The organism is Haloarcula sp. H-GB4 (assembly GCF_030848575.1).
In the GTDB taxonomy this organism is placed as follows: domain Archaea; phylum Halobacteriota; class Halobacteria; order Halobacteriales; family Haloarculaceae; genus Haloarcula.
In genome coordinates, this window is the sequence record NZ_JAVDDX010000002.1 from 445,254 (window position 1) to 460,475 (window position 15,222).

Annotated in this window: 13 protein-coding genes; 4 read left to right on the forward strand and 9 right to left on the reverse strand. The window is 62.6% G+C overall.

Features of this window, described 5'->3' with window-relative positions:
- Position 1: 1 nt before the first annotated feature.
- On the reverse strand, positions 2–802 hold the full coding sequence (locus RBH20_RS10825) for a basic amino acid ABC transporter substrate-binding protein (protein WP_306708407.1): 801 nt from the start codon (positions 800–802) through the stop codon (positions 2–4).
- A 64-nt stretch (positions 803–866) separates the two neighbouring features.
- Complete coding sequence (locus tag RBH20_RS10830; RefSeq protein WP_170097273.1) at positions 867–1,355, reverse strand: COX15/CtaA family protein; 489 nt, start codon at positions 1,353–1,355, stop codon at positions 867–869.
- Positions 1,356–1,483: 128 nt separating this feature from the next.
- On the opposite strand from RBH20_RS10830, the gene RBH20_RS10835 reads away from it, so the two are divergent.
- Both RBH20_RS10835 and RBH20_RS10840 read left to right on the forward strand, forming a co-directional pair.
- Positions 1,484–3,397, forward strand: a complete 1,914-nt coding sequence (locus RBH20_RS10835) for a methyl-accepting chemotaxis protein (protein ID WP_306708410.1) — start codon at positions 1,484–1,486, stop codon at positions 3,395–3,397.
- Between the two features lie 172 nt (positions 3,398–3,569).
- Positions 3,570–5,822 (forward strand): NADP-dependent malic enzyme, encoded by a 2,253-nt coding sequence (locus RBH20_RS10840; RefSeq protein ID WP_306708412.1) that lies wholly within the window; start codon positions 3,570–3,572, stop codon positions 5,820–5,822.
- A gap of 253 nt (positions 5,823–6,075) precedes the next feature.
- Here the strand turns inward: RBH20_RS10840 and RBH20_RS10845 are convergent, their stop codons facing one another.
- The 4 genes from RBH20_RS10845 to truD form a co-directional block, all read right to left on the reverse strand.
- On the reverse strand, positions 6,076–6,336 hold the full coding sequence (locus RBH20_RS10845; protein ID WP_306708415.1) for a hypothetical protein: 261 nt from the start codon (positions 6,334–6,336) through the stop codon (positions 6,076–6,078).
- Positions 6,337–6,669: 333 nt separating this feature from the next.
- Entirely contained in the window at positions 6,670–7,332 is a 663-nt protein-coding gene (locus RBH20_RS10850; RefSeq protein WP_306708417.1) for a ribonuclease H, read from the reverse strand.
- Positions 7,333–7,728: 396 nt separating this feature from the next.
- The gene (locus RBH20_RS10855; RefSeq protein ID WP_306708419.1) at positions 7,729–8,424 is read right to left on the reverse strand and encodes a phosphoribosyltransferase; all 696 of its coding nucleotides are present in this window, start codon (positions 8,422–8,424) and stop codon (positions 7,729–7,731) included.
- Positions 8,425–8,494: 70 nt separating this feature from the next.
- Positions 8,495–9,877: a tRNA pseudouridine(13) synthase TruD gene (truD, locus tag RBH20_RS10860; protein ID WP_306708421.1), complete on the reverse strand. Its 1,383-nt coding sequence runs from the start codon at positions 9,875–9,877 to the stop codon at positions 8,495–8,497.
- 145 nt (positions 9,878–10,022) lie between these two features.
- Between truD and RBH20_RS10865 the strand changes: the two genes are divergently transcribed.
- Complete coding sequence (locus tag RBH20_RS10865; RefSeq protein WP_306708424.1) at positions 10,023–10,151, forward strand: hypothetical protein; 129 nt, start codon at positions 10,023–10,025, stop codon at positions 10,149–10,151.
- Positions 10,152–10,165: 14 nt separating this feature from the next.
- Here the strand turns inward: RBH20_RS10865 and RBH20_RS10870 are convergent, their stop codons facing one another.
- The gene (locus tag RBH20_RS10870) at positions 10,166–11,515 is read right to left on the reverse strand and encodes an MFS transporter (RefSeq protein WP_306708426.1); all 1,350 of its coding nucleotides are present in this window, start codon (positions 11,513–11,515) and stop codon (positions 10,166–10,168) included.
- Between the two features lie 83 nt (positions 11,516–11,598).
- Positions 11,599–13,002, reverse strand: a complete 1,404-nt coding sequence (locus RBH20_RS10875) for a short-chain fatty acid transporter (RefSeq protein WP_306708428.1) — start codon at positions 13,000–13,002, stop codon at positions 11,599–11,601.
- Between the two features lie 159 nt (positions 13,003–13,161).
- Here RBH20_RS10875 and RBH20_RS10880 point away from each other — a divergent pair, with 159 nt between their 5' ends.
- Positions 13,162–14,133 carry a C-terminal binding protein gene (locus tag RBH20_RS10880; protein ID WP_306708431.1) on the forward strand — a complete coding sequence of 324 codons (972 nt, stop codon included), beginning with the start codon at positions 13,162–13,164 and terminating at the stop codon, positions 14,131–14,133.
- A gap of 22 nt (positions 14,134–14,155) precedes the next feature.
- Here the strand turns inward: RBH20_RS10880 and RBH20_RS10885 are convergent, their stop codons facing one another.
- A complete protein-coding gene (locus RBH20_RS10885; RefSeq protein ID WP_306708433.1) occupies positions 14,156–15,079 on the reverse strand; it encodes a thiamine-phosphate synthase family protein in 924 nt (307 codons plus the stop codon).
- Positions 15,080–15,222 lie beyond the last annotated feature (143 nt).

Genomic DNA, 15,222 nt, shown 5'->3' on the forward strand with positions numbered 1-15,222 from the left:
GTTACTGCTGGCCGAACCACTTGTTCGTCAGGTCCTGATAGGTACTCCCATCCCTGACGGTGGACAGGCCGTCGTTGAGCGCCTGCGTGAACTCATCGTCGCCATCGCGGACGCCAAAGCCGAAGTTCTCGCCCGTCTCGTAGGTGAACGCGATGGAGACCGGACGCTGGGCGGCGAACGTCTGTGCGACCGGTTCGTCGATGACAACCGCATCGATGTTACCGTTCTGAAGGTCCTCGACAGCCAGCACGTAGTTGCCATAGGAGTTGTAGTTCGACTCATCGAGGTTCCCCGGCGAGATGAGTTCGTCCTGTACCGTCGTCTCGCCAGTTGTCCCCTTCTGTGCGCCGATGGGGCGTCCGGAGAGGTCCGACAGGGACGCCGGCGCGAAGTCGCCGTCCTCGCGGACGACGATCGCCTGATTCGAACTGTAGTACGGATCGGTGAAGTCGATCGTTTCGTCGCGCTCGTCGTTGATCGTCATCCCAGCAGCGACCACGTCGATGTTGTCGTTCGTCAACGCGGGAATCAGGGACTTGAACTCGTACTCTTCCCAGCCGGCTAGGGTGTAGTCGGTCTCGTCAACGACCGCTTCAAGCAGATCGATGTCGAACCCGACGAGTTCGCCGTCCTGCTTCATCTCGAACGGAGGGAACCCCGGCGCAGTTCCGGCAGTGATTTCGGTACTACCGTCGCCGCCGTCACCGCCACCGCCGCCGAAACAGCCGGCAAGCGAGACGGTTACTGCGGTTCCACCGACCGTGGAGAGATACTGGCGTCGCGAAAGGCCGTTGTCTGACATAATCCTCACCACACGACAGACCCGAATATATCTTACGTGTTACCCACGGGGGTGGTACTTGTATTCAATCGTCAGCGCGTGCTGTGTGCTGGGTATCGGCCGATTGCACTGACGGCGACTCCGCCGTATCGGTGTAGGCCCACGCCGTCGCCGCGACCATCGCGCCGAAGATAAGCTGTGCGGCCCCGTGGTGGAGCACCTGCGCCGTGGCACCGAAGTTGAAGATGGTGTTCGCGCCGAGGAGGACTTGCACTGGGAGCACGACCGTTGCGACGGCAGTTGCGAGCTTGATCCGCCGGCTGTACTCGCCGCGCCACGCGGCAATTGTTGATCCGAGAATGCCAAATCCGGTAACCATTGCGACTAAACGGTGGAACCACTCGACGAAACTCGCCCAGTTTGCGGGGAACAGCCCCATCCAGCCGTCACAGAACGGCCAGCGTGCCTCACAGGTCAGCCCGGCACCGATAGCACCGGTGTACACGCCGAGCAGGATGAGTGCGAACGTCAGCACCGTCGTCGTCGCCACCAGTCGGCGGAAACGGGTGGTCATACCTAGCACTTCGGTTGCACGTACTTATGCTCTCTTTTCCCGCTCTGCCGACAAGTGCAATTATCTTTGCTGATACTCCCGGAGTCATCTTTATCTACAGGTGTGTTGGAATGGAACATACCTAGCTTATGTTCGAACAGATCCGCACCTACATCTACGGCCAGGGGTCCCGTTCTTCGGACGCTGGGGCCCGGCGGGCGGACGGCGGGTTCGTCGCGAGTGACGGACAGACTCGCTTTTTGATCGACGCTATTGACCCAAACTCGCCGCATCTCGACGATTGCTTCGACGACCCGGATAAGGCCGCTATCGGGACCCAGCACGTCGAGCGACAGTTCGACCTCGAACCTAACGAACTCCAAGCGCTGATCGACGACTACGAAGCCGCCGGGATCAGCCAGCGCGAGTTCATCGCAACACAGGGCTTTGTCACCGAATCGCTCGTCGAAGGTGCGTTCGATCAACTCCGAGACGAACTCGGTCCGGACGCACAGGCCGCTATTGACTCTGTCGAGGCGGAGCTCCGCGATGGGCTGCAAACGACGCAGTCTCTCTCTCAGGCCGGCGTCAACGCGTTCACCGAACCCACAGCGGAAAGCGGCTCCAGCAGCGGGTTCGACTATCACGACATACTACAGCATATTGGAACACCGCTCTTTGTTCTGGATCCGAACGGCGATATCCTTAGCTGGAACAGTTCGATCGAAAACCTCACCGGCGTCTCTGAAGCCGAAGCAAAGGAAATGGAGATGGCCAGCATGGCGTTCTATCCGGACGGCCGACGCGGACAGACGCTCGCTGACAAGGTTCTCGACGCCCCGGAGACGACCCACACGGAGTACGATGTGCCGAAAGTCGAGGACGAGGACTTCACGCTGTACCGCGACACGAGCGTAATGGCCGACCAGCATGGGAATGAACGTCATATCTCGTTCAGTGCTGCCCCGATTTACGATGACGACGGCGAACTCATCGCGGTCGTTGAAATGGTTCAGGACCGAACTGACGAGGCCAACCGTCACGAGGCTGTGACGAGCCTAGTCAATGAGGTTAAATCGACCATGGCTGCACTCAAGAACGGCCGCCTCGACGCCCGGGCGTCGTTCGACCGGACCGACGGCGGTGAGTACGTCGACGACCAACTGTACGGAGTCGTCGGCTCGCTCAACGATATGGCTGAACAGGTCGAGCAGTTAGCGGACCAGGTAGACGAGCAGGCACAGCAACTCGCAGTCACTATCGAGCAGGCGAATTCGTCCGCAGCGGACGTCGAGACCCGGGTAACCGAGCAGACGGACTCCCTCACGCAGGCGGCCGACAACATCCAGGACATCGGGGCCGGGATGGAGGAGGTCGCCGCGACGTCTAGCGAAGTGGCGTCAGCGGCCCAGCGCGCGAAGGCGGCCGCTGAGGACGGGTCGGACGCCGGTGAAGCTGTCATGGACGTTACCGACGGGCTTGCCGAGACGAGCGAAGACCTCGTGGACACCGTCACCGACCTTGACGACCAGATGGACGAGGTGAGCGAGATCGTCGAGATAATCGCCGACGTGGCGGAGCAGACGAATATGCTCGCGCTGAACGCCAACATCGAGGCGGCCAGAGCCGGCGAAAGCGGGAGCGGGTTCGCTGTCGTTGCCGACGAGGTCAAGACACTCGCCAACGAGACGGGCGAGTACGCCTCCGAGATTTCGACGAGCATTACGACGATTCAGAATCAGGCGACCGAGACGGCCGAAATGGTCGAGACCTCTCACGAACAGGTCGAGCGTGCGGAGTCCGAGATCGAAGACGCGCTGGATGCACTTGACCAGATTTCCGACGCCGTTGAGGAAGCGACACGGGGCATTCAGGAGGTTGCCGACGCCAACGACGACCAGGCGAGCGCTATCGAGAACGTGACTTCGATGGTCGAAGACGCACAGAACCACGCCCAAGAAGCTGAAACGGCAACGAAAGAGATCGTCAAGGCCACCGATAGACAGGAAGATGCGGTCACCGAACTGACCGACCGAGTCGGCGAACTCACCAACGCAGACTGAGGCTCGCGGCCGGTTCATCGCGGCGGGTGCCCAGCGACAACTGTTTCCCAATTGATGGGATACGACCGGGGCAAAATCCGCTGCAACCGGCCGGTATTCGACAACCGTCGTTGTACCGCTCGTCCGTTGACGGTAAACTTGTCTTTTTTACAGTTGGGTTCGACATCCGGATATGGGACTTGACGAGGACGCACTGGAGTACCACCGGAGCAAGCCGCCGGGGAAGATAGAGATTGCGACAACGAAGCCGACAAACACACAGCGGGACCTCTCGCTGGCGTACTCGCCTGGCGTGGCCGCGCCGTGTGAGGCGATCGACAAAGACCCCGAGAAGGCCTTCGAGTACACCGCGAAAGGGAACCTCGTTGGCGTCGTCTCCGACGGGTCCGCCGTGCTCGGTCTCGGTGACATCGGTCCGGAAGCCGGGAAGCCGGTCATGGAGGGGAAGGGCGTGCTGTTCAAGCGGTTTGCCGATATCGACGTGTTCGACGTGGAACTGGACACGGACAACGCCGAGGCGATGATACAGACGGTGGCGGCAATGGAGCCGACCTTCGGCGGTATCAACCTCGAAGATATCGCCGCCCCGGAGTGTTTCGAGGTCGAGCGCCGACTCAGCGAGAAACTCGACATTCCGGTGTTCCACGATGACCAACACGGGACCGCGATCATCTCCGGCGCGGCGCTGGTCAACGCGGCCGACATCGCCGACAAGGAACTGGAGGACCTGGAGGTCGTCTTCTCCGGGGCCGGAGCGTCCGCGATTGCATCCGCGAAGTTCTACGTCTCGCTGGGCGTCTCGAAGGACAACATCACGATGTGTGACTCCTCGGGCATCATCACCGAGGAACGAGCGACTCACGAAGAACTCAACCGATTCAAACAGGAGTTCGCCCGGGACATCCCAGAGGGCGACCTCGCCGACGCGATGGAGGGGGCAGACGTGTTCGTCGGGCTCTCTGTCGGTGGCATCGTCGACCAAGAGATGGTTCGGTCGATGGCCAGCGATCCCATCATCTTCGCGATGGCCAACCCGGACCCCGAAATCGCGTACGAGGACGCCAAGGCCGCCCGCGACGACACGGTTATCATGGCGACCGGCCGTTCAGACTATCCGAATCAGGTCAACAACGTCCTCGGGTTCCCGTTCATCTTCCGTGGCGCGCTCGATGTGCGGGCGACCGAAATCAACGAGGAGATGAAGGTGGCAGCGGCCCGCGCACTGGCCGATCTCGCAAGGCAGGACGTACCCGACGAGGTCGTCAAGGCCTACGGCGACCAGCCGCTGCAGTTCGGTCCCGACTACATCATTCCGAAACCACTGGACCCGCGGGTCCTGTTCGAGGTGACTCCCGCGGTCGCCGAAGCCGCCATCGAGAGCGGCGCAGCACGGACGGAAATCGATACGGAAGCCTACGTCGAAGAACTTGAAGCCCGGCTGGGCAAGTCCCGCGAGATGATGCGTGTCGTGCTCAATAAGGCCAAGAGCGACCCCCAGCGGGTCGTGCTCGCCGAGGGCCACGACGAGAAGATGATCCGCGCGGCCTACCAGCTGGTCGAACAGGGTATCGCCGAGCCAATACTCATCGGCGACGCCGACCGCATCGAGTCCACGCGCCGGAAGTTCGGCCTGGAGTTCGACCCCGTCGTCGTTGATCCCGAGACGGCCGACGTGGCCGACTACGCCGACCGGCTGTACGAACTCCGCCAGCGGAAAGGCATCACGCGCCGCGAGGCTGACGAACTCATTCGGGACGGGAACTACCTCGGCAGCGTGATGGTCGAGATGGGCGACGCCGACGCGATGCTGACCGGCCTCACCCACCACTACCCCTCCGCCCTGCGCCCGCCGCTGCAGGTCATCGGCACGGCCGACGACGCCGACTACGCGGCCGGGGTGTACATGCTGACGTTCAAGAACCGTGTCATCTTCTGTGCGGACACCACGGTCAATCAGGACCCCGACACGGACGTACTGGAGGAGGTCACCCGCCACACCGGGGAACTGGCCCGTCGGTTCAACGTCGAACCGCGCGCGGCGATGCTGTCGTACTCGAACTTCGGCAGCGTCGACACCAGCGGAACACAGAAGATCCGCCGAGCGGTGTCCCGTCTGCAGGACGACGACCGCGTGGACTTCCCGGTCGACGGCGAGATGCAGGCCGACACCGCCGTCGTCGAGGATATCCTGCAAGATACCTACGAGTTCTCCGAACTCGATGACCCCGCGAACGTCCTCGTGTTCCCCAACCTCGAAGCCGGGAACATCGGCTACAAACTTCTCCAGCGGCTGGGCGGCGCTGAGGCTATCGGCCCGATGCTCGTCGGCATGGACAAGCCGGTTCACGTCCTCCAGCGTGGCGACGAGGTCAAGGATATCGTGAACCTCGCGGGCGTTGCCGTCGTCGACGCACAGCAGGAGTAACGGGCGCGAGCGAAGCGAGCGTTTTTCGCCCACGTTTTTCGAGGAGTGGTGTGCGAGTGCTGCGAGCACACCCGACGCTAAAAAAGGTGGGAGCGACATCGTGAACCTTGCCGGCGTTGCCGTCGTCGACGCACAGCAAGAGTAACCGACATAGCCGTTTTTTCAGGTGTTTGCTGCGGAACGCGCAAAGCGCGCTTCGCGCTGAAACCAGTTCGAAAAACGCAGCGTTCTGGCCTGTCGCCGGAACGCGATGTCACGTACCGTCTCGCCGTCGACCGCGGGTCGGTGGGTGGACAAAGAGCGCATCGATGACCGCCACAGCGCCAGCGAGTGCGCCGCCAGCGATTGCCGCCTGAAGCGAGAGGCCCAGAACAACCGCGGCGGCGAGTGTGAAGACGAACACCGCGGGAATGACGGCGAGTACGAGGTCGTGCCGCGTCGGCGACTGACGCGGCAACAGTTGCTCGACGTACTGTCCGTTGAAACCGTCTGGTCCGTCAGTTCTGGTACTCAACGTAGCTCACCTCCCACTATATACTATCCCATTTCTAATATATAAAATTTGGTCTGTGTGACGTTGCCCGAACGTACGTGATAACAGGTGCAACTATTTTCATAACTTATGGAGATTATTAGCTGTGAAAGACGACTGACGGAGAGCCTTGTATCCCCCCGCTACAAGTAGTTCTATCTGTATTCAGGTATTCTCTCAGAACCGCAGTCGTATGTGATATTTCAAGCACGACAGCCGTGTGCTGAGTAAGACGCTACAACAGCTACGTGCCACTGCTGGCAGTAATGCGAAAGAAGGCGATGTCGCCGGTCGGCAGTTGCCGGCCGGGTCCCGTTAGTCCGACGCCCCGCCACGCTCTGCGCGTGACGGTGGCGGGACACGTTCGTTTACCGTCGGCGCGTCAGGGAGAACACACCGGTCCGGCTCGCCGTTGACGTGTGCGTACTGGTCGGGGGCGTTCGCCAGCGGATGGGCGGGATTACGGTCGCCGGAAATCCGTGCGGCACGGACCTCGCCGAACCCGTTGATTCGCGCCTGAATCCCACGCCAGTGCAGCCCTGTCGCCGACGGAACCGACACAGAGTGTGGCGGGTCGTAGGCGGAGCCGTGGGAGGCTAGCACCTCGGCGTTCACGTTCTCGGCGAGCTGGTCATGGTCGATGAGTAAGCCGACGCGGGCGTTGGGCGGGGCCCGTCTCGCAAGCACGTCGAGTCCCAGATGGAGCGCCCGGTACTCCGCGACGTTGTTGTCGGGGCAGGTGTCCGGGACTGAGAGCCTGACAACGCGCTCACCGTCGAGGGTTTCGACGACGACACCCAGCCCACCCGTCGGGCTGTCCGACTCGCTGCCGGGCGATGTCGTGCCGTTGTGGGGTCTGAACGACCCGTCTGTGGCGATGTAGAAGTCTCGATGGTGACTCCGCGGTGGATGCGCGATATGCGGCGTCGGTGATTCATCGAACAGGTCTCGAAGTGACGGCCGGCCGTAAGCGGCCATAGTTTCTATTGGGTAAGCAGGGTTTTAAATATATTCCCTCGACGGGGTTCTCGTCCCGGTACAGCGGTTTGAACGGGCTACTGGGCAGCCTACCGCTCATTTCAGGCCCCCCATATCGAACCTGTTAGCGGGTGAGAAAGAGTTATATCGGTGTAGAACAATGTTACCAATACACATGACCCCAACGAAAATTCGTGAACGACTCGAAGAGTCAGAGGACCGGGTCGACACAGAGCTGTTCGTCAGCGCGTTAGAGTACGTCCGAGACGACGGTCGCCCGCGTCGCTAACCGTATTTTTTATCGTGGCTAGCGGATAGCGTACTGGGCATAGCGATGGTGAGCGGCGAGACTAGCGGATCTGAGCGATATCTGTCGAGCTACCGCGGCTGACCTGCTCAGTCGTCGGTGAGTTGCCAGCCGTCGTCGACCGATTCGACGACGCCCCGCCGCTCCATCTCGGTCGTGACCTCACCCAGTCGGTTCGGCTGTGCGATCTCTAGATTCGTGCGGCTAACGCCGTGGTACTCCCGCAGCAGACGGCGGATATCGTCCTCGGTGTGGGTCTGCTGGCCGCTCTTGTCCATCACACCCGCGACGAGTTCGACCATGTCCTCGACGAAGTTCCAGGGGTAGACGACCCAGGTCCACTCGTCGAGGGACTCGCCGACGAACTCCGGTTCGTGGTCGCTGGTCTGGAGTAACTGGAGCGTCGCCGTCCGGACACTGCTTGGGTTTCGGTCACGCACGCATTCGGCGGCCGTTTCGATGGACTGGCCGGTGTCGGCGATGTCGTCGACAACCAGCACGTCCTTCCCCTCGACCGCGCCGTCGGCCAGCGGATATTTCACCTGTGCCTCCTCGCCTTTCGCCGCGGTCCCGACGTAGTGTTCGACTTTCAGGCTCGCCAGGTCGTCCAGCCCGAGGAAGTCACAGAGACAGCGCCCGCCGAACCAGCCGCCCCGTGCCAGCGCGACGACCACGTCGGGCTCGAACTCGGCGGCTTTCACGTCGTTGGCCACGTCTCGACAGAGGCCGTAGATGTACTCCCAGTCGGTGATGGTACACGAGAACTCGTCCGGTAGCTCGCCCATACGAGATGGCGTGTGTGGCCGGACTTAACCGTTGCATATTCCGCATCAGTTGCCGAGCACGGTCGAACCGCTACGCGCCCGGGTCGCCTTTCCGGAACTCCCGGAGGAGGACCGTCGCGTAGCTTCCCTTTGGCAGCGAGAACGAGAACGTCAGGTCGGCGCCGTCACGTTCCACTCCCAAGTCCGTCCGGAGCAGGATGGCCCGCCGCGTCCCGTCGCTGTCGAACGCTCCGGGAAGGTCAAAGTCGCTCTGTTCAAGGCCCACGTCGTCAAGGACTTCACGGGCGATATCGCCCGGTTCACCACTGCCTAGCTCGGTTTCGGTCCCGACCAGTGGTGCGGTGACAAACGCCCTCCCGCGCTCGCAGTGGCGCTCGACGGTCGACAGCCGCTTCGCCGTGACCTGCTGGGTGCGGTCGGCGTCCGGAATCGGGAAGTCCTCGGGCGCGTCGCTGTCCCGGAAACAGACCACATCGCCCTCGACGGGGCGGTCGAACGGCAGTCCCCGTTCCAGCCGCTCCGACAGGATGCGGTTGAAGACGTAGGACTGGGCGGCGTTGACGAACAACGACTGGAGGTTCGACGGCAGCGCCTCCAGTGCCTCGCGGAAGTCCGCCGGCTCGTCGGCCCCGTTCTCGACCAGTCGATGACAGATGGAGCGCTCATAGCCCAGCGCGCCGGGCAGCCTGTCCAGCGCGCCGGCCCAGTCGTGGGTTTCGTCGACGTATGCTCGCGCCACCTGCGTCGACTCCGGTTCACGCTCGTTCGGGTTTCCTACGTAGGCGAGGACCGCATCCTTCCACTCGCCGCGGGCAATGGCCAGCCCGACTTCGTGGGTGACCGGTCGGCGCGACCCGAATCGCTGCTGGCCGAAGTAGTTGGGCACACCGACCGTCGTGTCGCCGTCAGGCAGCGTGGCGTCGCTGGACCGGGCTTCGCTCGCCACTGAGTCGTCCCCGTTGGCGAACGCCCGGAGGTCCGCTACGACGCTGGCGGCGTTATCTGTGTTCTCGGTGTCCCGGACGACTATCTCGAAGGCGTTGCCCGCCAAGTCGCCGAAGAGGATCGGGCGGCCAGCGCGACCGATGACCTCGATGTCCGTGCCGCCGATTTCCGGCAGGTCCCCGGCTGCGACCCCTTTCACTGAGAATAGCTGTGTCGTGACCGCGCGCTTGTCTTTCGTCCCCGCCCACGACACCCGCTCGCGGGAGATACCTAATCGGTCGGAGAGCTTGCTGGCGAAGTCGTTGGTCTCCCAGTTGCGCAGTTCCGCCCGGAAGACGAGATGCGGGTACGCCCCGGTGTTGGCGTCGATCGGTTCAGTGTCGAACGCTTCCAGTTCCCGAACGCGGAAATCTGCGGGCGACGACCGGATGCGGCCGCCCACCCCGTCGGCGTCGCTGACGTAGTACTCCATACCGACCGCCTGCTCGATTGGGTGGGCCGCTTGCATTGGTCGACTGTTCGCGGCTCGGCGCTTATGATTGGCGCTTGCGGACTCGGTGTGGGTCCATCTCTCAGTCGATACCTAGTGTTATCACGGGACATACTCTATCTAGCACAGGTCGTGGCTATGCGGGCGACCGGAGAGCACGACGATGCCAAAGCTAGCATGTGAGAGTTGCGGACGAGAGATTACGTTCGACAGGGACGGCCAGGAGGGCCGCGCACCGATGCGGTACTGCCCGCGCTGTGGCGAGGAGTTCCCGCCACGCGAGGAGTGGTAGGCCGGCACAGCGGTTCATTCGTATGCCTCGAACTCCCGGCCGAAGACGATGAAGTAAACGACACCGACAAGGCCGACCACCGTTGCGACGCCGAAGGCAAGTTCTGGGCCGGCCTGTATGACGACATCGCCGATAGCCACTGCCCACTCGCTGCCGTAGAGCCAGCCACCGAGCGCAGCGCTGGGGATGACAAGCGTGTTCCGAAGCAGGTAGTACGTCCCGGTGACGCGGCCGCCAGCGTCCTGTTCTGCTGGGCCGACGATGAGCGCCTTGTGAGCGGGCAGGCCGGCAAAGCGCAGGCCAGAAAACGCGAACAGCAGCACCAGCACCCACTGGTTGCCCGGCGCGAAGATGAGCAGGAGCGGGAAGACGGCGTAAACGAGAAAACCGAGTGCGACAGCGGGCTTGAGACCGGCCCACTCGGTGAGTTTTGCCACGGGAGCCATCGAAAGGATGGCGACGACCATCTCGACGCCGAGCAGCACGCCAAAGAAGGCATCAGGCCGCAGTTGCACGCCGAAGCCGGTGAACCCGACGGAGAGGAACTCGGTGACGACGATGACGAAGAAGACGTACACCATGCCGTTGGCAAAGCGGACGAGCGTATCGGCGACCAGAAGGGGGCGGAGCGTCGCCGGCATCGTCCGCAGGTCGGCGAGTATCTGGTCGACACCTTCGAAGGATTTCCCGAGCGTGTCCTCGCTGGCGTCATAGAGGAAGTGCTGGGCGACGGTGGCGACGAGACCACAGGCCAGCGCAACCAACAGCACGCGCTGGAAGCCATCAACGAAGGTCGCAGTCGTCGCGAGCAGCGCCGCGGCGGCCAAGGGCCCGAGCAGGAAGCCAATGCGGCGGAACATCTCCGTGCTGGCAAATCCCATCGCCAGTCGCTCCGGCGGGACGCTCTGCTTGACGATGGCGAAGGTCGCGCCCAGCCCGAAGGACTTCCAGGCCTGCGCGAGAAAGAGGCCGACGAAGACGAGCGTCCAGGCCGGTAGCGTCGTCGCGCCGAGCGTGATATCGCCGATGACCGAAGCGAGATACCAAATGCCGAAGCCGACCGTCGCCAGCGTCGCGAAGACCGTCAGCGCCAGCCGCGAGCCGATGCGGTCCGACACTGCGCCCCCGGGATAGGGGTACACCGCGCTGATGAGGTTCCCGACACTCCCGTACAGGCCGATGACGCCGGCACTGGCTCCAAGAATCCGCATATACTCGGGTATGTACCGGCTCGTCATCTGGAACGCAAGGCTGAACGCCAGCATGGATAGCGACAGGACGAGCACGTCCCGCTCCAGCGCGAAGAACTGTCGGAAAGAATCGAGCAGGTCTACGTCCTCGTCAGTCCCTGTCTCAGTTGCCATTGTCGGAGTGCAGTTTCCCCAACAACTTAACGCTCGAAGAAGGGGCAAGTAGCCCTCGCTGTCCCACCGGAGGACAGCCCTGCTCAGTACGGCAAGACGAACAGCACGACAGCCAGGAACGGCGTGAGCGCGAGCAACATCGCGATGGCGTAGCCGAACATCTCACGGGCCTTGATGCGGGTGATGGCGAGCAACGGCAGCGCCCAGAAAGGGTTCAGGAGGTTCGTGTGAGCGTCACCAACGGCGTATGCCATCGTCGCCTGCCCGGCCGGGACGCCGAGGTTCTGCGCGGCTTCGAGAACCGGTGGTCCGAGGATTATCCACTCGCCGCCGCCAGACGGTGCGAAGATGTTGACCGTTGCGCCAGTGAGCCAGGCGATGACCGGGAACGTCTGGGTCGTCGAAACCGAGATAAGCGCGTTGGCCATTAACTGTGCCAGCCCGGAGGTTGCCATCATCCCCTGAATTCCGGCAAAGAACGGAAAGAGCAGCACGATGCCCGACGCGGCGGTCGCCGCCTCGCCGAACTTCTCTCTATAGGTCTGTGGGTCCATGTAGATGAAGATGCCAATCGTCAGAAAGCCGAAGTTGACGATGTTCAGTCCGAGTGCGTCGATACCGGACTCGATGAACTGTGAGGCGACCAGCGCGATGCCGGTCAATCCAATAATCCCGCCGAGAACGCGACTGTGGTTGAGGCGCTCGGCTGGGACCGGATTGGTGGTGGCAGTTGCTTCCACGCCGCCGTCACTCGCAGACTCGAACAGGTCGTCTTCGGGGATGTAGTGGGTGATGCCCCGCGCCTGATCTCCGGTCGGCGTGATGACGTAGAGGACGACGAGTGCGTAGGCTATCGACAGGCCGGTCAGAATGAGGCCGTAGGGGTGGAAGATGGTCTCCGAGGCTGAGACAACGACATCGATGACGCCCTGCTGGATGAACTCGTTGCCGTCCGTCGCGAGCAGGAGCGGCGCGGACCCGGACAGCCCCCAGTGCCAGGTGAGGCCGAGGCCGAGATAGCCCGCGACACAGAGGACCGGATAGTGGACATCGATGCCGTTCTCGTGGGCGGTTTTGCCCATCTCCCGGGCGAAGATCGCGCCGAGGATGAGGCTCAGTCCCCAGTGCACCCAGCCAAGCAGCATCGTCAACAGACCGACGAGGACGACCGCCTGCTTTCCGGTGCTGGGTATCTCTGTCAGCCGGCGGATACCGGCGTTGACACGCGGATGGTACGCGACGACGAAGCCCGTCATCAGGATGAGGACCATCTGCATTGAGAACGTCAGGAAGGCCCAGAAACCGTCATACCAGAACTGGACCATCTCGATTGGCCCGGATCCAGTGAGGCCGACGCCGGCCAGAAATACGACGTAGCTGAGGATGAGCGCGAACAGGAACGGGCTGGGCATCCACCGTTCCACCCACGCAGAGAGTCGGTAGCCGATACGTTCGAGAGCGGTTTCACCTGCGTTACCAGCTGACATACTGTTGCCACCTCCTCGCGAATATATCATAAAAGTTTGCTACTATTCTGTCAGTTCCGTGCGGATCACCGTTGCACAGCCGTGGTCCTGTGACGCGATTCCGACGACCGGACCACCCCTGACAGATGATTTTATTTCGTGGGCACAGCAAGCCAGAGTATGTCATACAATGTCGTCGTCTCTGACACCAAAGTGATGGATGAAGAGACACGGGCGGCAGTGCTGGACGCGGTTGACGCGACTGTCGAAACGATAGCGGCGAAAAAGCCGGCGGCCGTCGCACGCGCAGTGGACGATGCAGACGCATTGATCGTCGACGCCGGCACGCAGGTCACGGCCGAGGTCGTCGACGCCGCCGACTCGCTCAAAGTGGTGGGCCGAGCCGGCATCGGCATGGACAACATCGACGTCCGGGCGGCAGTCGAGGCTGGCGTGACGGTCGTCAACGTCCCGGACTATTCTATCGAGGAAGTATCGACCCACACGTTCGCACTCATGCTCGCTTGCCTGCGGAAGATACCCACGTTTGACCGCTCGGTCAAGCGTGGCGAGTGGGAGTGGGGAGCCGGGCAGCCGATACATCGCCTCGCCGGCAGCACCGTCGGTCTCGTCGCCTTCGGCAAGCTCGCCAGCCGGTTCGCCGCGAAGCTTCGTGGGTTCGATGTCGACGTTATCGCCTACGACCCGTACGCGCCCGAGTACCGGATGGGAGACCTCGACGTTGAGTCGGTCACCTTCGAGACGCTGCTGAACGATTCCGATATCGTCTCGCTACACGCTCCGCTGACCGACGAGACGCGCAGGATGATCGACGCGGACGCGCTCGACCGAATGCGCGACGACGCGCTGCTCGTGAACACGGCCAGGGGCGGGCTCGTCGACGAAACTGCGCTGTACGACACGCTCGTCGGCGGCGACCTCGGCGGAGCCGGACTGGACGTGCGCGAGACAGAACCACCGGGAGAATCGCCGCTACACGACCTCGACAGCGTCGTATGTAGTCCCCACGTCGCGTGGTATTCCGAAGAGTCCCGGGTCGAACTGACACAGACGGTGGCCGAAGACGTCATCCGGGTACTCCGGGGCGAGGAGCCCGAGAACCCTATTGACCCCGAGACCAGCTGGTTCTGATGGGCTCGGCGAACGAGACAGCTCAGGTGTCAGCAGCGTCAAGAAGTTCGATTGCGAGGTCAGCAGCTTCGACCGCCGACTCACCGAAAACGTAGGTTATCGGCTCGATGCCGAACGCGCCGCCGTGGTAGATGACACGGGGGACATCGCCGCGTTCGCGGAAGGCCGCTTCGAGCCGTTCGTCCCGGTCCTCATAGCCGGCGTCGAACTCCAGCGGCTCGATACCCCGTTCTTGGGCAGCATCGAGAACTGCCTCGTCGGTCGTCAGATTGAGCGCCGCTCGGCGCGAGGGATCGACCGCTATCGCGGCCAGTATCGTCCGCGCGACGTGTTCCGACGCGCCGAACTCGGGGTTCGACGGGACGTTGACCCGCCCCCGAAGGTCGTGAATCCGGCCGGGGACTGCTGCCACGTCGAGTGCGTCTTCGGCGTCCGGCAGCGCCATGCCGACGTTCATTCCCACATTCGGGATGGCATCGGCGACGAAGCCGCTGTCGGCCAGCAGTCGCGTCGCTCGTCGGACCGACGACAGGACAGTCCGTTCCGCCTGCACCGCGGTGTCTGTCCCCCGCACACAGAGATCACAGCCCATCCCCTGCAGCGCCGGCATTTCCTCCTCATGGACCGCACAGATGGGCCCCCGGTCCTCGAACTCCTGTACCAGAGCGAGTAGCTCGCCCAGCACCGCGTACTCGTCCATCTCACCCGCGGCGAGCCCGTCGGCGATCCGCTCGATGGTCTGTTGCATCCGGGTGTCCTCCCGGAATCGCTCCTCGATGGTGACCGAACCGCTGCCGTATTTGCTCACTGCGGCCTGTGTCACGCCGAGCTGGTCGGCGATTTCCTGCTGGGTCCATCCCTTCTCGTCGAGTTTCGTGGCAAGCATCGCCCGGGCCGTCGGAAGGAACCGCTCGACCACGATTTCGCTCGGTAACTGCAGTGTCATTGCCAGGAGTGAGGGACGTAGTTCGCTTAGCAGTTGGGACTACCAACGTTGTCGGTCGACTGCGTAGCTGTGACTGCCGGTAGCAAAAAGGCCCCGAGACGCTCAGATCACACAGCTCACTGCATGCGCTACTCATTCACGCA